An 18,005-nucleotide genomic window follows, 5' to 3' on the forward strand; every position below is an offset into this window, starting at 1 on the left:
CTTCCAACGGCTGTCGCGCCGCGTGGGGGACCTGAAGGCAGAGAGACTGCGTCACACGTACCAGACGACGTTCTGGTACGCCTTCGGCCCTCCGGAGAACGTGGTGGAGGAGGTCATCCACACGCTGCGGCCCCGGGTGACGAAGGGCTGGAAGATCGCGGGCGTGGAGTGGTGGCTGTCGCGGATGCGGGCCACGGACGTGCGGGTGGACTTCCACCAGGACCGGGACGAGCGGCTGGCGCTGGCCACGGGGAAGCTGGTGCACCCGGTGCGCTCGTCGGTGTTGTTCCTCAACCGGGTGCGGGGCGGCGCGCTGGCGGTGACGCGGGAGCTGCCGTGTGAGGACAACCCGTCGCTCGCGCCGGACCGGCTGGAGGACCTGACGCTGGTGGCGCCGCGCCCCAACCGGCTGGTGGTGTTCGACGGGACGCTGACGCACGGGGTGCTGGACGCGGACAACCAGGTCCCGGACGGGAAGCTGCCGGGGCCTTCGCGCGAGCGGCGCACGCTGGTGATGAACTGGTGGGGCCACCGCCCCACGGACGTGCCCCGGTGGAGCGAGACGCGCTTCTACCGGGCGCTGGCCAGCTGACGGGCGGTCTCGCGCAGGCGGTGGGTGACGCGCTCGGCCCACTCGGGCTCGACCTCCATGCAGGCGGGGCGGCGGCCCAGGCGCAGGGCGGCCGACGGCATGGAGCCGCTGCCGGCGAACGGATCCAGCACGGTGTCACCGGGGCGGCTCCAGGTGCGGACCAGGGGCTCCAGCACGGAGAAGGGCTTGTGGTGCGGGTGGCCGCCCCACTGCGCGGCCTCCGCGTCATCGTCGTAGCCGCCGACGACGGCCCACACGGTGGGGGCGTCCCCGGGGGCGAGCACCGGCGCGGGCGTGCGGGCGATGACGAGGGCGACCTCGTAGACGCGCAGCATCTGCTCGTTGGCGTTCTTGTCGGTGGTGCGCTTGCCCCAGACGTATTCGCCGCGCAGGTGGGTGTAGCCCAGGCCGTGCGCGGCGGTGAGGATGGGCTCCTTGCCCAGCAGGTTGGTCCAGATGATGAGGGGCGCGTCCGGGGTGAGGTGCGCGGTGGCGCGCGTGAGCCAGGCCTCGGAGAAGACGCGGTAGTCGCGCACGGACTCGAAGCGGACGATGGGGTTGCGGTCGATCTTCTTGTTCGCGCGGGGGTCGCGCAGGTCTCCGCCCTTGCGGCGCCGGGTGAGCAGGCAATAGGGCGGGTCCGTGTGGAGCAGCGAGGCGCGGGTGTCGCCGAGGGCGGCCCGGTAGCCCTCGGGCTCGCGCGCGTCGGCGCGGACGCAGCGCAGGGATTCGGGCGTGAGGTCGGAGGTCATCGTGTGGAGCCGAACCCTACCCGTTCCAGCGACGGGCCGCCGCGTATTCCACCTGCCCGCGGGCGAGCGCCAGGGGTGTGGCGATTGTAATGCCTGCTCACATTTCAGAAGATAGACGTAGCCCATTCAACCTCCGCTCGCACATCCCACTCAACATGAGGACTGCCATGATGCGCTTGAAGCATTGGATGCTGGCCGCTGCCGTCAGTCTGGCAATGGGTTGTGGAGGTTCGTCAGCGGACGTCGAGGAGGAACTGCAAGCGTCCTCGCAAGAGCTCGCCGGGTGTACCGCGCTGTGTTCTACGGGTTCGGTGAGCTGCCCATCCGCGACGTCGAGTTGCTCGTCGGTCGATTACCAGGGCGTGACCTGCAACGGCGTCTTCTACGCCTGCCCGACGGACCCTGATCCGACCTGCGACGATGTTCGCTGCTCTCTCATGCACAAGAGGGCCTGCTCTGAGTCCGAGATGGGAGAGACCATCGACTGCTGCTATTCCGCAAGCGATCCTGGAACTTGCGAGTGCACCGGCTCCATCTGGTGGTGCTCGTAGTCAGGCCCGCCGTGGCTGAGTGAGTCCTGTCGCATCGGGTGGGCATCCCGCCTGCTCGCCCGATGCGGTGCATGGGTGCGAGGCGAGACACCGAAGCCCAGCATCGATGGGAACGCCGGTTCCTGGACTGAGTTGGGATTCAGGCTCAGGGGAAATTGAGGCCATTCCACTGTGCTGTCCGGGTGCCATCCACATCCGTGACGCGCAGTTGGTATCCATCAAGTACTGCGCTGTTGACATCGAACTCCAGGATCAAGGTCGTCTCAGACTCGGCCGTAATGGGTCCGGTCTGAAAGGGCGGAAAGGATTGCCACTCCTTTCCCTGCCGGTCCACCAGCACGGCTTTCCCGATGGTCCATGGCTTCTTGTCGGCCGTCGTCAGCACCCACTGCACGGCCCTCCGCGGGCCCGCCGTGAACATGGCACCTTTTCCCAGCCGGAGTGAGCACGGGCGCCTGCATTTGGCGGACCCAACAGTTGAATCAACCCCGATGCCAGGAAGCTCCGTCGAGGCCACCAGGAGCTCCCGAAGCCCCATTGGCGCACTCGCGCTCCCTCCCGGGACAACACCTTCCCGCCGCAAGCGCTTGAGTTCCGCGCGAAGTTGCTGCACTTCCTGGCGGTACGACTCCGCGGAACGCGCCCGTCGGTAGACCTCCACCTGCCGATCCACGGCGCCAGAGTCCACCACCAAGGTCAAAGACAACCTTGAGGGAAGCGCCGAGCCCACATCCTTGAAGGGAATGGACAGCTTCAAGCTGCTTCCCCCCTGCAAGTCATCGGACGGCACGAGCACGAGCACGGAGCTGCCCGTGCTCACCCGTGCGAACTGTGCTCGTGACTCCAGGCTCAGTTGGTCCTGCTGGATGTCGGTATCAAAGAGGAGCGTCGTGCTCACCCCAGGCCCGATGTAGATGGGGCGCGTCCCTACTCCGTCCGCTCCCACTTCCATCCGGAGCGTCCCCTCAGCCGCATCGTTTCCGACGGGAGAAGCCGCCAATACATGGGTCGACCAGAGAAGAATCGGAAGCGCGACGAACAGACAGGAGGGCACGATGGGGAGGGCTCCTCGAACCGGGGCAGCAGGAGCTCCCTTCTATCATGGGGCGTTACGTGCACCTGCCGTTCGCGGATGACTCACCTCCACGAGTAGGCGTCGATGCGGCGAAGCGCCTACTACCTGGGCTCGTAGTACACGTTGAGACGCCTGACCGCCAATAGACCGAACAACTGGTTCGGGACCCACCGGGTCGTGGCGGTGTCCGGCCCATAGCGCTCGAAGTCCACCGCGTGGCCGTATTGAGTGTTGCTCTTGTCGAAGTACTCCATGCAAATGGGGAAGGCCCTCCCGTCAGGTAGGATGGCCTCCATGAAGTACAACCGGGTGATCAGCGGATAGAACACCGCGCGGCCCTTCAATTTCGTCCCTGCCGGCATGGCACTGCGCCTCGCCCCCTCCGGTTTGACGATGCCCTGGATGGGTCCTTCACGGATCTCCGTCTGGAAATTATTAGTCTCATCCAGCGAGACGCCGGTGAAGGTTTGCATGCCGAGCCTCAACTCCGCCATGCCCTCCTTGGCTCCCGCCGGGCACGGTTCGCTCCGATCCCTTATCGTGTTGGCACTGCCGCCCGCGCACGACGCACCCACGCAGGCCGCAACGGCTGCTCCAGCGATCTTCCGCATGACACCGCCGTCCGCTCGCAGGGACTTCACGGAGGTTGTCGCAACCTCGGAAGGCTCGGTCGTAGCCGGCTCCGCCGCAGCGGAAACACCCGCATCCGGCGAAGACGCCACCGCGAGCACGGCGGCATCGGGAAGACTCGGGGTTGGTGTCACGGACGAACTTCCTTTCTCAGACACAGGCGCTACGGCAGGTGGAGGCCGGTCCGGCGTCAGTCGCGCCAGCCCGAAGATCAAGAAGCCCAGCAGCAGTGCTCCCAGGCCGAGCACCGCGCCGGAACGACGGCGCCGCTTCGGCTGGACGGCCTCCGCGGGTACGGACGGTTCCGAAGGCGCCGACTCCCGGGCTTGCGCTGTCTGCTCCGTGGAGTTGCCAGGAAACTGCGACAGCGACACCACGCCCCGGTCCAGTTCGGACGCATCTGGATCCGCCGGGACGTCCAGCGAGACCTTCCAGTCCGCGTGGCGCTTGTCCTTCGCCGCGTCCCAGAGCGCCTGCAGCAGCGTCTCCGTCCCCGAGTAGCGATCCTCGGGGCGCTTGGAGAGCAGCCGCATTGCGATGTCCGACAGGCTGGAGGGGACCTTGGGGTTGATGTCCTTCGGCGCGCGCGGCACCACCGTCTCGATGGCGGGCAGCAATCGCTCGTAGGGAAGGCGTGGGTCGAAGGCGTAGCCGTCCGTCAGGGACTCGTAGAGCAGCGCGCCCAGCGCATACAGATCGCCCGGGATGCCCGCGTCGAAGTTCGCTCCGGACTTCCAGGAGCCTTCGCGCAGGAAGGTCACGCACTCGGGAGGCAGGAGGTGCGGCGACGCGGGCGCCACGCCCACGGTCAGCGTGGAGGCCCCCGGGATGCGCGCCGTGCCCAGGTCGATGAGGATGGGACGCTCATCCAGGCGGCGGATGAGCAGGTTGTCCGACTTGAGGTCGCGGTGATGCACGCCCCTGCGGTGGAGATCCGCCACCACCCGCACGACCTCCGTGTAGACGGTCAGCAGGTGCGCGGCGGAGGGCTTCACCCGCCAGCGCCACTCGTGGAACGTCTCGCCGTCCACGAAGTCGGTGACGTGGAAGAGGTAGCCGTCCGGCGGCTCCGGCCAGCGATCCACGGCGTGCACGCGCGGCAGGTTGGGATGCGGCGCGCACGCGAGCAGCGCCGCCACCTCCCGCGAGAGCCGTCCGTTGACGTCCTCTTCATCGCTGGCGTGCTGGTTCGCCGGACGCAACGCGAGCTTCAGCGCGTAGACATGCCCGCCCCGCTCCACCTTGAACACCCGGCCGAAGCCTCCCGCGCCAAGCGTCCCGACGATTCGCCAGGGGCCGACACTGTGGCCGACTTCAAGCTGGTCCGGGTGGAGCGGCGTGGTCATGACCCTGACTCAAGCCGTGACACAACCTGGGAGGTGGGGACGACCACCCGGGTTTTCAGGACCGCCGAGGGCGCCTTCCCTGCCACACCCCACCGCGGAGGTCGGATTCCCCGCAATCCGCGAGCGTGCCCGGCCGATGACGGCTCGGACCCACTTGGCGGAACCACCCAGGGAGCGGTGCTCAATGCGGACAACCTCCGGGGTTGACCCTATCTGGCCCTGCGGGGCTGTCACGTTTTTTCGTGACGCAGCAGGGGGGTCGACGCTGAACGGGTGTCCAACCCGTCAGGCAGCCTGAGGCTCGTGAAACAGGTTTCAGCCCGTCCGGATGTGACGGTGGGCCCTGTCTGGGATTGCGTGGGGCCCGACCCCGGCCGGCTATTCGCCTTCGTCGGACGTGTCGTCCGCTTCCGCCAGCGCTCGGGCGGCCAGCTCCCACTGGCCTCCCAGTCGGGCCTCGGACGCCAGGGCCTCGTCCCAGGAGGGACCATCCGGAAGGAGCCGCGACGCGTGCTTCAAGGCCAGGCGCTCCAGCGCGCGGGCTTCGCACAAGCGGCGCAGCTCCAGCGCATCGAGCCCGTTCGCGGCGAGGAAGGCCTCACGGCGCGAGGCCCGGACCTTCCGCTCGTTCCACCACGTGGCCTCCTCCGCGGCGATCTCCTCCTCCGTCACGTCGAGCCCCAGCGAACGCGCCCAGCCCGCGAGCAGTGCCCGCCGCAGGCCCGCCTCCGCCCAGGCCGCCGCATCGGGTGCGCCGCGCAGCAGCTCCATCACGCGCCCGGAGTCCACGGCGCGGGAACCCACGCGCGTCACGTCCTCCATCAGGCGCCGGCGCCGCACCAGCGACGAAGGATTGCGCCGCGTCCCAGGTTGCATCGGAGGCGCCCGGCTCACGAACTCCGAGCCCGCGCGCACGCACTCGATGGCGTCCAGCCGCTTGAGGTCCTCCACTCCGCCCGCGAACCAGGCGTCCCAGGCTTCGCGCACGGGCCGGGTCCACGAGGGCTCCACGGCTTCGCGGATCCGGGTCCAGGTGCGCTCCTGGTAGAAGATGCCCGCAGCCGCGTCCACCAGGGCCTGTGCACCCGAACGCCCCAGCACTCGCGCCTTTCGCGCCAGCTCCGCCGCGTGCCTCACGTTCACCAGGGGCACGGTGAGGGGACGCCAGCCGTGTTCGGCGTCCGCGTGCAGCAGCGCCACCTCCGAGTCATCCACCGCCACGCCGTCGCGATACCAGCCGAAGATGCGGCCCACGCCGACCACGCCGTGCTCGGACAGCTCGGCGGCGCGCAGCGCGCCCATGCTGCCGCCTCCGAAGACGGCCACTCCGGCCTCCAGCGCCGCGAGCAGTTCGTGATGCCATACGGACGGCTGCGCTTCGAAGACGCCGTCCACCAGCACCAGCGCGCGGGGCTTGAGCGACAGCGCCCGCCAAACGTCTCCCTGCCGCGCGGGAGGCAACACCGTGCACGGCCCGATCCGCCGCGCCTCGGCAGCGGGCAACGAGGGCCCCAGGAACACCACCAGGTCGTCCGGCCGGCGCTTCACGCGACTGCCATCACGCGCAGACCTGCTCGCGGCATCCGGGACGGCCCCTGAACCCTTCACACCTGAGCGCCGCTTCACAGGAGCTCCGAGACGCGCATGCCCGGCACCACGACCTTCCACACGTGCAGCCCGGGCACCGGTGCGTCCAGCGCCACACCCGCCACCTGCTTGAACCCCGCTCCGTCCAGCAGCGACAACACCGCGCGCACCTTCGCAGCCGCGGTCTTCGCGCGCCGGTCCGCCACCTCCGGCATCACGGTCACCTCGCGACGGGGCCTCACCTCCGACAGGCCTTGCGCGAACCCCAGCGCCGCCTCGCGGTCCGCCGCCGCCACGTCCTCACGGGCTCCGTGGATGTCCGTCAGCCGCGATTGCGCCGCCTCCAGCAAGGCCTTCAGCAACGCCTCATCCCGGTCCATCGCGCACGCATAGCCGGCCGTGAGCGGCACCGGGCCCTCGTCCGCGTCCACCAGCACCGCCGCCGCCACGGGCAGCCCCACCCTCCCGCGCGTCCGGGGCGCGGGCGTCACATCGAAGAGGTAGGCCCGAAACCCCTGGGCCTTCAGCGCGTCCCTCAACGCGGCCGTGCGCGGAGCCCCGTCCTCCAGGCCCTCAGGCCGCAGCATCCGCCCCACCACGCCCTCCTCCGACCAGCCCTCCGGCAACGCCCGCGACAGCTGGTCGCGCTCCGTGGCCTCCAGCAGCGCGTGCAGCAGCGCCGGCCCTGACTCCGGATGCGCCCCGGAGCCATTCGTCGTCCACGCCACCGACACCGGCCCCAGCTCCACCGTCCCCGCGGGCGGGCAGTACACGCCCTGCGCCGGGACCCAGACCCGCTCGTCCCCGTCCAGCGTCCGCGCCTCGCACCACGCCAGCCGCACCGCCGGCCCCGCGAGCCTCGGCGCCACCACCGCGCCCGCCGACCCGAGCGACTCCACGCCCCAGACCGTGTCGCCTGTCCGCTCCAGCTCCGTCCGGGAACCCCAGCGCAGCCGCTCCGGCCGCACCGTCTCCGCCGCCCACAGCTCCGCGGTCTCGAAGAGCGCGCCCCGGGCCGCGGCCTCGTACGTCAGCCCCTTGCCATTACACACCTGGAGCACGTGCCCACCCGGACGCACCGCGCAGGCGACCTCCACGCCGGTGCGGTCCAGTCCGGTGACCCGGGCGACCCGGGTGACTCCCAGGCCCCGGGCCAGGGCATCAAGAAAGGAGGGGGAGATGGATTCCATCAAGGCAGGCGACACGGAGGGGCACCTTAGCGGACACCCGGCGCGGCGCGGCATGGGATGACGGGGAAAACGTGGTAGGGGAAGGACAGCCCCGGCGGTATCGGGAGGGAGCGCGCATCGAATGATTGCCGTCGGAGAACTCGCACCGGACTTCGCAGCGACCGACTGCCACGGGCAGACCGTTCGATTGTCGGAGCTGCGAGGCCGGCGCGTCGTGCTCTTCTTCTTCCCCCGCGCCTTCACCGTGGGCTGCACCATCGAGAACCGCGCCTTCAGGGACAACCACGAGCGGATCCGCTCGCTGGGCGCGGAGCTGGTCGGCGTCTCCGTGGACACGCTCACCACCCAGTGCGACTTCGCGGAACAGGAGGGCATCCACTTCGCCCTCCTGGGAGATGACGAACGGCGGATCAGCCGCTCCTGGGGCGTGCTGTGGCCGGTCCTCAACATCGACCGGCGCGTCACCTTCATCATCGGCGCGGACGGCGTCGTCGAACACGTCATCCACCACGAGGTGCGCGTCTACCGCCACCTGGACGACGTGCTGAAGTACCTCCAGGCCCACCCCGCCCCGGGCGGCGACACCGCCTCCGCCTGAGGCCTTTCGCCCGCCCGCCTGCCCGGTACCGGACGTCTCCCGGCCGTCCCTGGAGGCGAAAAACGGGCCGGAAAATAACCTTCCGGCCCCTGGAGGGTTGGAGTCCCTGTGAGCGGACGGGTCCTAGGACTGGTGCGGCCCGGTGGGGCCGTGAGCGCTCTCTCGGATGAGGCCCTGTGCGGGGCCTTCCTCGCGGGGGACGCGACGGCGTTCGGCCAGCTCTTCGAACGGCACCGGGGCCTCGTCTTCTCGCTGATGCGCCGCTACACCGTGGGCGCGGAGGACGCGGCGGACCTGACGCAGCAGGCCTTCCTCCGGGCCCTGGAGGCATCGCGGCGGGTGTTCGCGCGCTTCACGCCCACCACGCCCACGCCGTTCCGTTCGTGGCTGGTGCGGGTGGCGCTCAACCTGGCGAAGAACCACGCCCGCCAGGGGCTGCGGTGGCGGCCGGTGCTGGTGGAGCCGGTGACGGATGACGTGGCGATGGACATGGGCGAGGGCGCGGACGTGTCGCTGGAGCGCACCCAGCAGGGCCAACGGGTGCGGCAGGCGGTGCTGGCCCTGCCCCGCCGCCAGCGCGAGGTGCTGACGCTGCGGGTGGACGGCGGTCTGCCGTTCAAGGACATCGCCGAGACGCTGGGCATCACGGAGAACAACGCGAAGGTGCAGTTCCACCACGCGGTGAAACGCTTGAAGGCCGACGTGGCCGGGGAGACGCAGTGATGGGTGCGTGCGTGGAATACGAGGAGCAGGCGAGCCTCCACGCCGCGGAGGCGCTGGAGGGCGAGGAGGCCGCGCGCTTCCAGGCCCACCTGGAGTCCTGCGCGGCCTGTCAGGCGGAGGTGGCCTCCGCGCGCGAGGTCCTGGGACTGGTGGCGCTGCCGCCCCAGACGCCCGTGGAGGTGCGCGCGCAGGAAGGCCTGGGTGCCAGGACGCTGGCGGCGTGGCGCCGGGAGCAGACGCGCCGGGGGATGGGCCGCCGGGCGCTGGGTTCGCTCGCGGCCGTGGCGGCGGTGGTCGCGCTGATGCTGGGGCCGTCCGCGCTGGAGCGGCTCAAGGCGCCCCGACCGGTCACGGCGCCGGCCTCCGTGCCGTCCGCGAGCGCCCGTGATGACGTGGACGCGGAGACGCTGGCCGCCTTCGAGGCCTGGGCCGGGTTGGATCCGCTGGAGGACGACGGCTCGGGGTACGGCGTGGATGAGGACCTGTCGTGGGACGACTCCGGCCTGGACGGGGACTTCGACCTGGGAGAGACACTGTGAAGACGATGAAGCGGATGACCTGGGCGCTCGTGTTCGCGCTGCCGATGATGGCGATCGCGCAGCCCGGGCCGAGGGCGCCGGGCGCGCGTGACGCCGACCGCATGGCCCGGGCCGAGCAACGGCAGCGGCTGCGGCAGGTGCTGGAGCTGGCGGACACGCTGGAGCTGGACAGCGCGCAGGCCCTGAAGATGGATGAGACGCTGCGCCGCTTCGAGGACCGGCGCCGCCCGCTGCGCGAGCAGGTGCGGGACTCGGCGCGCATCCTCCACCTGGCGTCGCGGGGCGACAGCGCGGCGCTGGGGCAGGTGGACGCGGCGGCGCAGAAGGTCTTCGACGCCCGCGCGCAGATCGCCGCGCTGGACCGGGAGCTGTACCAGGCGCTCGCCAGGGACCTGACCCCGGAGAAGCGCGCGCGGCTGGCCGTGGTCATGGCCCGCTCCGAGGGAATGAAGGGACTGAAGACCAAGAGACCGAAGGAGTCGCGCGGCGACTGAGGACGCCCCTCCCGACGGTCGGAGGCGGACGGGCGGGCACGGACGGGCATCCCCGGGGGACATCCCCAACGTCATGGCGTTGACCGCGCCCCCTCCCCAAGGGATGCGCCCCTCCTCCTGGAGTCCGCCATGCGTCTGCTGTCCCGTGTTCTTCCCGTGCTCGTGGGCCTGGGGCTCGCGTCCTGCGCGGGCGTCGATGTCGGCACCAACTACGACCCCGCCGCCGTCCAGCGCATCAACGAGTTCCGAACCTATGCGTGGCTGACGCATCCCCAGCAGACGAAGGACTCGCGCATCAACAACGACATCACCAATGGCCAGGTGACGGGCGCGGTGGACCGCGACCTCCAGGCCCGCGGCTACCAGAAGGTGGATGCGAGCGCGGACCCGGACTTCCTCGTCGGCTGGCAGGGTGCCATCGACACGCGGCTGTCCGCGGAGACGGTGGACAACTACTGGGGCTACCCGTGGGATCCGTTCTGGGGTTCGTACTACGGGCCCTCGCAGACGTACGTGCGCCAGTACGACGTGGGCACGCTCATCCTCGACGTGGTGGACGCGAAGGAGAAGAAGCTCGTCTGGCGCGGTACGGCCCAGGCGAACCTGGGCGACAGCCCGAGCGCCCAGACCAACAGCGGCAAGATTGAAAAAGGCGTGAACAAGATGCTGAAGGACTTCCCGCCCGAGCCGAAGGAGAAGAAGTAGGCGCTCTTTTCAGCGCGCGCGCCGCCACGCCCGGGTGAGCAGCAGGCCTCCCAGGAGGCCCCCCACGCCCAGCAGCACCGCCAGCAGCGTGAGCCAGAGGAACACGCGGTCCACCAGCGGGCCCAGCCGGTCGAACGCGTGGTCCACCCAGCCGCGCGCCAGTCCGTCCAGTTGCTGGAGCGTGGCCACGCGCTCGGCGTGCAGCGCGTCCACCACCGCCTGCCGTTCCCGTCCCACGTCCGCGAGCACCGCCTGCCGCTCTCCGGTGACGAACTCCTGGAGGCCCAGGCGTTCGGCGTGCAACGCGTCCAGCGCCGCGCGGCGCTCGCGTTCGATGAGCGCGGGCGAGTTCGCGGCGATGGCGCCCACCCGGTCCAGCAGGTCCACCGTGCGCCCCAGCTCCGCCAGCGCGGCCTGGACGGTGGGAGCCCGCAGGGCATCCGTGGCGACCAGCTCCGCCTGCCAGCGCGCCTGCCGGGGCAGGCTGGTCGCGTAGAGGTCCACGCGCGCGGTGAGGTCGCGCGTGTCCTCGACGAGGCCGGCGGCGGTGGACCGCAGGCCTCCGCCCGTCGCGTCCGTCAGGGAGGCCAGCAGGGCCGTGGTGGAGACGCGCGTGACGAGCGGCCCGGTCAGCGGATGCGCCGCGGCCCACGCGTGCACCTTCTCGCGGGTCTGGGTCACGTCCTCGCGGCCGGTGACCTCGCGCCACTCGGCCTCCAGCTCGGACTCCAGCGCCACCAGCGAGTCATGGGCGTGCGCCAGCAGCTCCGGCGATGCGCCCTCTGCGTTGCGCGGCAGGTAGTCCTCGAGCTGGGCCAGCAGCGCCCAGGTGTCGATGAGGGCGGCCAGCGGATCCGGCTGGAAGAGCGAGCTCTGCACGGCGGGCACCGCGTTGGCCTTGAAGCGCAACATGGCCGAGGCCACGTGCGGTGAACCGGAGCGCACGGCCAGGTCGTCCGCCAGGGCTTCGATGAGGCCAGAGAAGCGCCGGGCCAGGTCCCTCACCCGCGTGCGCATCACCGCCACGGACAGGTCGGACCGGCCCACGCGCGTGGTCAGCTCCGAGCGCTGCGGCTCCAGTGACGCGCATCCTCCGCACAGCACCGAGAGCAGCACCACGGTCACGACGCGGACAGGGAAGAGAGCCGGAGCCATGGGCCGGCACCCAAGCTGCGCACGCCCTGCCCCGCCGCCGAGCAGTCCCTCGGGGCGGAGCCAACGTCGGACGCCCGACGCCCGTCACTTCTCCGCGAGCGCCTTGTCGATGGCGGCCTTCAGCTCCGGGCTGTCGGGCGTGACGCTGCTGGGGAAGGCGGCCTTCACCTGGCCGTCCTTGCCCACCACGTACTTGTGGAAGTTCCACTTGGGCTCGCCATGGTCCTTGGCGAGGAACGCGTAGACGGGGGACTGGCCCTCGCCCTTCGTCTTCACCTTCTCGAACATGGGGAAGGAGACCTTGAAGCGCAGCTCGCAGAACTTCGCGATCTGCTCGGAGGTGCCCGGCTCCTGGCCGCCGAAGTCGTTGGACGGGAAGCCCAGCACGACCACGCCCTTGTCCTTGTAGCTGTCGTAGAGCGACTGGAGGCCCTTGTACTGCGGCGTGTAGCCGCACTCGGACGCGGTGTTCACGACGAGGGCGACCTTGCCCTGGAAGTCCGACAGCTTCTCGGGCTTTCCGTCGAGCCGGTTGGCGGAGAGCTGGTGGAAGGACATGGCTTTCTTCTCGGTCTTGTCCGCGGCGGTGGCCGCCGTGGAGAGGGAGATCACCGTCGCGACGGTGCACAGCAGGGAGGTTCTCATGGCGGACGCAGGATGCCGGAAGGAGCGCATGGATTCACCGTCCCCGTGAGGCGGCGCGCGCCTTGGGTTCTTCAGTGGAAAAAACCGACTTGAGCACACGGCCCGTGGGCGTCTTGAGCTTCGCCACCTCGCGCGGCGTGCCTTCGCCCACGATGCGGCCACCGCCCTCGCCGCCCTCCGGCCCCAGCTCCACCACGTGGTCCCCCGCGGCGATGACGGACGGGTGGTGCTCGATGACGACCAGCGTGTCGCCCCGGTCCACCAGCCGGCCCAGGAAGGTGATCAGCTTCTCCACGTCGCCCAGGTGCAGGCCGGTGGTGGGCTCGTCCAGCACGTACAGCGTGGGCTCGTGGCGGGAGGTGGCCGTCAGCTCCGCGGCCAGCTTGAGCCGCTGCGCCTCGCCGCCGGACAGCGTGTTGGAGCCCTGCCCCAGCTGGAGGTAGCCCACGCCCAGGTCCGCCAGGCACTCCAGCGGCGCGGCGACCTTGGGCAGCGCGCGGAAGACGTCCTTGGCCTCGTCCGCGGACAGGCGCAGCACGTCGCCCACGGTGAGCCCGTGGTAGCGCACCTCCAGCGTGGCGGCGTCGAAGCGCGCCCCATTGCAGGCCTCGCACGGCGTGACGACGTCCGGCAGGAAGGACATCTCATGGGAGATGGCGCCCTGCCCTTCGCACACCTTGCAGCGGCCACCCGCCGCCGTGTTGAAGGAGAAGCGCGCGGGCCCGAAGCCGCGGATCTTCGCTTCCGGCGTGGCCGCGAACACGCGGCGCAGCTCGTCCCAGATGCCCAGGAACGTCGCCGGCACCGAGCGCGGCGTGCGCCCGATGGGCGACTGGTCCACCGACAGCACCCGCTTGATGGACTCCGTGCCCTTCAGCGCGTCGAACGCGCCGGCCTTCGACGTGACGAGCCCCAGCTTGTCGCGCAGCGCCGGATACAGCACCTGCCGGATGAGCGTGCTCTTGCCGGAGCCCGACACGCCGGAGACGACGTTGAGCCGCCCCACCGGCAGCCGCAGGTCCACGCGCTGGAGGTTGTTCGCGCGCGCGCCCTTCAGCTCCACCCAGGCCTTCGGCTCCCCCCTGCCGGACGGAGGCCGCACCTGCGCGGCCCGCAGCGCCTGCGCGGTGGGCGAGTCCGACTCCAGCACCACGTCCGGCGTGCCCTCCGCCAGGATGTGGCCGCCGCCCCGGCCGCCCGTGGGGCCCAGGTCCAGCAGGTGGTCCGCGGCGCGGATGGTGTCCGAGTCATGCTCCACCACCAGCACCGTGGAGCCCGTCTCCACCAGCGCGCGCAGGTTGTCGAGCAGCCGGTGCGTGTCGCGAGGGTGCAGGCCGATGGTGGGCTCGTCCAGCACGTACATCGCGCCGGTGAGGCCCGCGCCCAGCTGCGCGGACAGCCTCAAGCGCTGCATCTCGCCGCCGGACAGCGTGGCGGCGTTGCGGTCCAGGGACAGGTAGCCCAGGCCCACGCGCTCCAGGAACTCCAGGCGCCGCAGCATCTCCTGCCGCGCCGTCTCGCCCAGCAGCGCCCGGTCGCCCTTGAGCTTCCAGGTGCGCACGCGCGCGAGCGTGGCCGTCACCGACGCCTGCACCATCTCGTGGTAGCGCGCGCCCTCCAGCCGCACCGCGCGCGGCACCGGGGACAGGCGGGTGCCCTCGCACGTGCGGCATGGGGCCGTCTCGCCCTCGGCCATCGCGGCGGCGCCGCCCTGCACGCCGGTGCCCTCGCACGACTCGCAGCGGCCCTGCTTCGTGTTGAAGGAGAACCAGCGCGGATCCAACTCCGGCACGGCGGTGCCGCACTTCGGGCACGTGCGCTCGCTGGACAGGAGCGTCTCCGCCTTGCCCGTGCGCAGCTTCACCGCGCCCTTGCCCCAGTTGAGCGAGGCCTCGAACACCTCGCGCGGCAGCTTCGCGAGCTTGCCCTCGTACATCACGAGGTCGATGTCGTGTTCCTTCGTCTTCGCCAGGCGCGGCGGGTTGTCCGTGGACGCCAGCTCCCCGTCGACGATGGCCTGGGTGATGCCCGCGCGAGCCGCCGCGGTGAACACGTCCAGGTACGTGCCCTTGCGCGAGCGCACCGCGGGCGCCAGCACCTGACCCTCGCCCTTCGTCGCCAGCACCTGCGAAAAGAGCGCGGCCGGCGTGGTGGCGCCGATGGGCGTGTCGTCATGCGGGCAGTGCGGCTCGCCAATCTTCGCGTACATGAGCCGCAGGTAGTGGGCCACCTCCGTGACGGTGGCCACGGTGCTGGTGGAGCCCGCGCGCGACGTGCGCTGCTCCAGCGCCACGGTGGGCGGGATGCTGCTGATGCGCTCCACGTCCGGGCGCGGCAGCGTGGGCAGGAACTGCCGCGCGTACGGCGTCAGCGTCTCCAGGAAGCGGCGCTGGCCCTCCGCGAAGACGACGTCGAACACCAGGGAGCTCTTCCCGGAGCCGCTGGGCCCCGTCACCACCGTCATCTTCCCCAGGGGGATGCGGCAGGACACGTCCTTGAGGTTGTGCTCGCGCGCGTGCTCCACCTCGATGGCGGGCGGCGCCTCCTTCCCCGGGCGGCGCAGCTTCACCGCCTTCGCCAGCGGCTTGCCCTCGCCCCGGAGTGCGGCGGCGGTGGCGCTGCCCTGCGCCTTCGCCACGTCCGCGGGCGTGCCCTCCGCCACCAGCCGGCCACCGTCCCGGCCGCCCTTGGGCCCCAGGTCGATGATCCAATCCGAGCCCTTCATCACCGACACGTCGTGGTCCACCACGAGCACGCTCGCGCCCCGGTCCACCAGCGCGTGCAAGGACGCCATCACGTGGCGCACGTCCTCCGCGTGGAGGCCCGCGCTCGGCTCGTCGATGAGGAACAGCGTGCCCTTCGCGTCGCTCGCCAGCGCGCGCGCCAGCTTCAGCCGCTGCGCCTCTCCGCCGGACAGCGTGGACAGGGGCTGGCCCAGGGGCAGGTAGCCCAGGCCCAGCCGCTGCGCCGGCCCCAGGGTGCGCTTGAGCGCGGAGTCGTCGCCGAAGTGCTGGAGCACCTCGTCCACCGTCATCTCCAGCACCTGCGCCACGCTGAAGCCCTGGTGGCGGACGGCGAGCACCTCCTCCTTGAAGCGCCGGCCCCGGCACACCGCGCACAACAGGGCCACGTCCGCGAGGAACTGCATCTCCACCGTCTCGTAGCCCTCACCGGAGCAGGCCTCGCAGCGGCCCTTGTCCACGTTGAAGGAGAAGTGCGCGGACGTCAGGCCCCGCACCTCCGCGTCGGGCTCCGAGGCGAAGCGCTCACGCAGCCGGTCCCACGCCTTCGTGTACGTGGCCGCGTTGCCTCGCGACGTGCGCCCCAGCGGGGACTGGTCCACGAAGGTGATGGCCTCCACCTGCGCCCCGCCCTCCACCGCCGCCACGTCGCCGGGGGCCTCCACGTCCTTCACGCCCAGCCCGCGCGCCAGGTGCCGGTAGAGCACCTCGTCCATCAGCGTGCTCTTGCCGGAGCCGCTGGGGCCGGTGATGGCGCACAGCACGCCCAGCGGCACGCGCACGGACACGTCCTTCAGGTTGTGCTCGCGCGCCTCGCGGATGACGAGTTCACCCGTGCGGGTGCGCGGCGTGCGCGGCGCCTCCGCGCCCCCGGACAGCATGCGGCCGGTGGGCAGGTCCTGCCGCTTCGCCAGCGCCTCCGGGGTGCCGTCGAAGCACAGCTTGCCGCCGTGGCGGCCCGCGCCCGGGCCCAGCTCCAGCACCCGGTGCGCGGAGCGGATGATCAGCGGATCATGCTCGATGACCAGCGCGATGTTGCCCCGGTCCGCCAGCTCCGCGATGGCCTCCGTGAGCGGCGGCACGTCCCCCGGGTGCAGGCCCACGGTGGGCTCGTCCAATACGAAGAGCGCGCCCGTCAGGGACGTGCCCAGCGCCGCGGTCAGCGACACGCGCTGCGCCTCGCCCCCCGACAACGTGCGCGCGGGCCGGTCCAGCGTGAGGTAGCCCAGGCCCACGCGCTGGAGATAACGCAGGCGCGCGGACAGCTCGCGCCGCGCCAGGTCCCCCTGCCCCGTCAGCGTCTTCAGCCCGTCCAGCCGCGCCAGCGCGTCCGTCAGCTCCAGCCCGTGCCAGGCCGGCAGGTCAATGCCGCCCACGCGCCACGCGCGGGCCTGCTCGTTGAGCCGCGCGCCGTGACAGCTCTCGCAGAGCGTGTACGCGCGATAGCGCGCCAGCAGCACGCGCACGTGCATCTTGTACGTGCGGCCCTCCATCCACCGGAACCACGCGCGCACGCCCGGGTACACGCGGCCGCCGTCGTAGTCGCCCTCGCCCTGGAGCACCGCCTCGCGCTGGGCGGCGGTGAGCTTCTCCCACGGCTTGTCGAAGGGGATGCCCTTCTGCTTGCAGTAGCGCTGGAGCATCTCCCGCTCCCAGCTGGTGGACTGGCCGGACCACGGGCGGATGGCCCCCTGCGCCAGGCTCAAGCCCGGGTTGGGGAGCACCTTCCCCCAGTCGATGCCGATGGTGCGCCCGAAGCCACGGCACGGCGCGCACGCGCCCACCGGGCTCTGGTAGCTGAAGAGGCCCGGCCTCGCGAGCTCGAACTCCCGCGCGCACTTCGGGCACACCAGCCCCCGGCGCAGCTTCCTGGGCGCGGTCTCCGGCAGGAAGAGCAGCGCCTCGCCATCCGCGCGCGCCCACGCGTCCTCCAGGGCCTGGGTGACGCGGGACAGGTTCGCGTCCGTCAGCTTCACCCGGTCCACCACCACCTGGGCCACGCCCGCGGGGTCGGTGGCCTCGCCCGGCTTGAGCGTCTCCAGCTCCTTCACCTCCCCCTGCACCATCAGCCGGTGGTAGCCGTCCTTCAGCAGGCGGGCCCGCGCGTCGATGAACGCGGCCGTGTCGGGGATGCGCACCGGGTACGTGAAGACGCCCTGCGCGTCCGGGTGCTCACGAAGGGCCGCCTTGGCGGCCACGCGCGCGTCGGTGCGCACCGCCTCCAGGCCACAGTCCGGACACACCGGCATCGCCTCGCGGGTGAAGAGCGCGGACAGGTACGGCTCCACGTCCGCCAGCGTGGCCACCGTGGAGCGCGAGCTCTTCACCGGCGCGCGCCGGTCCACCGCGACGCCCGCGGCCACCGGCTCCAGCGCGTCCATGGGCGGCCGCTCCAGCCGCTCGAGGAACTGCCGGGCGTACGGGCTGAAGCTCTCCACGAACCGGCGCTGCCCCTCCGCGTAGAGCGTGTCGAGCGCGAGGCTCGATTTTCCGCCTCCGGACACGCCGGTGACGCAGACGAACTCTCCTTCGGAGAGGTCGACGGACAAATCCTTGAGGTTGTGGGTGCGGGCGCCGACGAGGTGGGTCTTGTGCATGCCGGCCGGAGGTTTAACGACCGGACACTCTGCCGCCAATCACAACATGACGGCCAACATCGCCCCACCCGGGTGGGTTGGGTGG

General features: G+C 71.1%; 14 protein-coding genes. 6 read left to right on the forward strand and 8 right to left on the reverse strand.

Annotation, left to right across the window (positions count from 1 at the left end; all coding sequences use genetic code 11):
* Positions 1–592, forward strand: a 592-nt coding sequence (locus tag D7W82_RS30075; RefSeq protein WP_120621629.1) for a hypothetical protein, incomplete at its 5' end; no start/stop codon positions are given.
* On the opposite strand, the gene D7W82_RS30080 is transcribed toward D7W82_RS30075, so the two are convergent.
* The 5 genes from D7W82_RS30080 to D7W82_RS30100 all read right to left on the reverse strand — a co-directional run bounded on the left by D7W82_RS30080 (position 571) and on the right by D7W82_RS30100 (position 7,723).
* On the reverse strand, positions 571–1,344 hold the full coding sequence (locus D7W82_RS30080) for a DNA methyltransferase (protein WP_120621630.1): 774 nt from the start codon (positions 1,342–1,344) through the stop codon (positions 571–573). The genes D7W82_RS30075 and D7W82_RS30080 overlap by 22 nt on opposite strands.
* A gap of 696 nt (positions 1,345–2,040) precedes the next feature.
* Positions 2,041–2,949 (reverse strand): DUF2381 family protein, encoded by a 909-nt coding sequence (locus D7W82_RS30085; RefSeq protein WP_158617754.1) that lies wholly within the window; start codon positions 2,947–2,949, stop codon positions 2,041–2,043.
* A gap of 122 nt (positions 2,950–3,071) precedes the next feature.
* The gene (locus D7W82_RS30090; RefSeq protein WP_120621632.1) at positions 3,072–4,946 is read right to left on the reverse strand and encodes a serine/threonine-protein kinase; all 1,875 of its coding nucleotides are present in this window, start codon (positions 4,944–4,946) and stop codon (positions 3,072–3,074) included.
* A 378-nt stretch (positions 4,947–5,324) separates the two neighbouring features.
* Positions 5,325–6,494 carry a TfuA-like protein gene (locus D7W82_RS30095; protein ID WP_120621633.1) on the reverse strand — a complete coding sequence of 390 codons (1,170 nt, stop codon included), beginning with the start codon at positions 6,492–6,494 and terminating at the stop codon, positions 5,325–5,327.
* Positions 6,495–6,568: 74 nt separating this feature from the next.
* Positions 6,569–7,723, reverse strand: a complete 1,155-nt coding sequence (locus tag D7W82_RS30100) for a YcaO-like family protein (protein WP_120621634.1) — start codon at positions 7,721–7,723, stop codon at positions 6,569–6,571.
* Positions 7,724–7,844: 121 nt separating this feature from the next.
* Here D7W82_RS30100 and D7W82_RS30105 point away from each other — a divergent pair, with 121 nt between their 5' ends.
* From D7W82_RS30105 to D7W82_RS30125, 5 genes are all read left to right on the forward strand, one after another.
* Positions 7,845–8,321, forward strand: a complete 477-nt coding sequence (locus D7W82_RS30105; protein ID WP_120621635.1) for a peroxiredoxin — start codon at positions 7,845–7,847, stop codon at positions 8,319–8,321.
* Positions 8,322–8,471: 150 nt separating this feature from the next.
* Positions 8,472–9,044 carry an RNA polymerase sigma factor gene (locus D7W82_RS30110; protein ID WP_120621636.1) on the forward strand — a complete coding sequence of 191 codons (573 nt, stop codon included), beginning with the start codon at positions 8,472–8,474 and terminating at the stop codon, positions 9,042–9,044.
* Complete coding sequence (locus D7W82_RS30115) at positions 9,044–9,583, forward strand: zf-HC2 domain-containing protein (protein WP_120621637.1); 540 nt, start codon at positions 9,044–9,046, stop codon at positions 9,581–9,583. The genes D7W82_RS30110 and D7W82_RS30115 overlap by 1 nt, the downstream gene beginning before the upstream one ends.
* A 5-nt stretch (positions 9,584–9,588) precedes the next feature.
* The gene (locus tag D7W82_RS30120; protein WP_120621641.1) at positions 9,589–10,077 is read left to right on the forward strand and encodes a hypothetical protein; all 489 of its coding nucleotides are present in this window, start codon (positions 9,589–9,591) and stop codon (positions 10,075–10,077) included.
* A gap of 129 nt (positions 10,078–10,206) precedes the next feature.
* A complete protein-coding gene (locus D7W82_RS30125) occupies positions 10,207–10,782 on the forward strand; it encodes a DUF4136 domain-containing protein (RefSeq protein WP_120621638.1) in 576 nt (191 codons plus the stop codon).
* Positions 10,783–10,791: 9 nt separating this feature from the next.
* Here the strand turns inward: D7W82_RS30125 and D7W82_RS30130 are convergent, their stop codons facing one another.
* The 3 genes from D7W82_RS30130 to uvrA all read right to left on the reverse strand — a co-directional run bounded on the left by D7W82_RS30130 (position 10,792) and on the right by uvrA (position 17,920).
* Positions 10,792–11,937, reverse strand: a complete 1,146-nt coding sequence (locus D7W82_RS30130; RefSeq protein ID WP_120621639.1) for a chemotaxis protein — start codon at positions 11,935–11,937, stop codon at positions 10,792–10,794.
* Between the two features lie 84 nt (positions 11,938–12,021).
* Complete coding sequence (locus tag D7W82_RS30135) at positions 12,022–12,582, reverse strand: glutathione peroxidase (protein WP_171424661.1); 561 nt, start codon at positions 12,580–12,582, stop codon at positions 12,022–12,024.
* A gap of 34 nt (positions 12,583–12,616) precedes the next feature.
* Positions 12,617–17,920 (reverse strand): excinuclease ABC subunit UvrA, encoded by a 5,304-nt coding sequence (gene uvrA, locus D7W82_RS30140; RefSeq protein WP_120621640.1) that lies wholly within the window; start codon positions 17,918–17,920, stop codon positions 12,617–12,619.
* Positions 17,921–18,005: the final 85 nt, after the last annotated feature.

The organism is Corallococcus sp. CA049B, from assembly GCF_003611685.1.
In the GTDB taxonomy this organism is placed as follows: Bacteria; Myxococcota; Myxococcia; order Myxococcales; family Myxococcaceae; genus Corallococcus; species Corallococcus coralloides.

Excerpts from the sequence above, each read along its gene's own strand:
- D7W82_RS30080 (WP_120621630.1), bottom strand. The coding sequence starts at position 1,344 with ATGACCTCCGACCTCACGCCCGAATCCCTGCGCTGCGTCCGCGCCGAC.
- D7W82_RS30090 (WP_120621632.1), bottom strand. The coding sequence starts at position 4,946 with ATGACCACGCCGCTCCACCCGGACCAGCTTGAAGTCGGCCACAGTGTC.
- D7W82_RS30100 (WP_120621634.1), bottom strand. The coding sequence starts at position 7,723 with ATGGAATCCATCTCCCCCTCCTTTCTTGATGCCCTGGCCCGGGGCCTG.
- D7W82_RS30105 (WP_120621635.1), top strand. The coding sequence starts at position 7,845 with ATGATTGCCGTCGGAGAACTCGCACCGGACTTCGCAGCGACCGACTGC.
- D7W82_RS30115 (WP_120621637.1), top strand. The coding sequence starts at position 9,044 with ATGGGTGCGTGCGTGGAATACGAGGAGCAGGCGAGCCTCCACGCCGCG.
- D7W82_RS30120 (WP_120621641.1), top strand. The coding sequence starts at position 9,589 with ATGAAGCGGATGACCTGGGCGCTCGTGTTCGCGCTGCCGATGATGGCG.
- D7W82_RS30125 (WP_120621638.1), top strand. The coding sequence starts at position 10,207 with ATGCGTCTGCTGTCCCGTGTTCTTCCCGTGCTCGTGGGCCTGGGGCTC.
- D7W82_RS30130 (WP_120621639.1), bottom strand. The coding sequence starts at position 11,937 with ATGGCTCCGGCTCTCTTCCCTGTCCGCGTCGTGACCGTGGTGCTGCTC.
- D7W82_RS30135 (WP_171424661.1), bottom strand. The coding sequence starts at position 12,582 with ATGAGAACCTCCCTGCTGTGCACCGTCGCGACGGTGATCTCCCTCTCC.
- uvrA (WP_120621640.1), bottom strand. The coding sequence starts at position 17,920 with ATGCACAAGACCCACCTCGTCGGCGCCCGCACCCACAACCTCAAGGAT.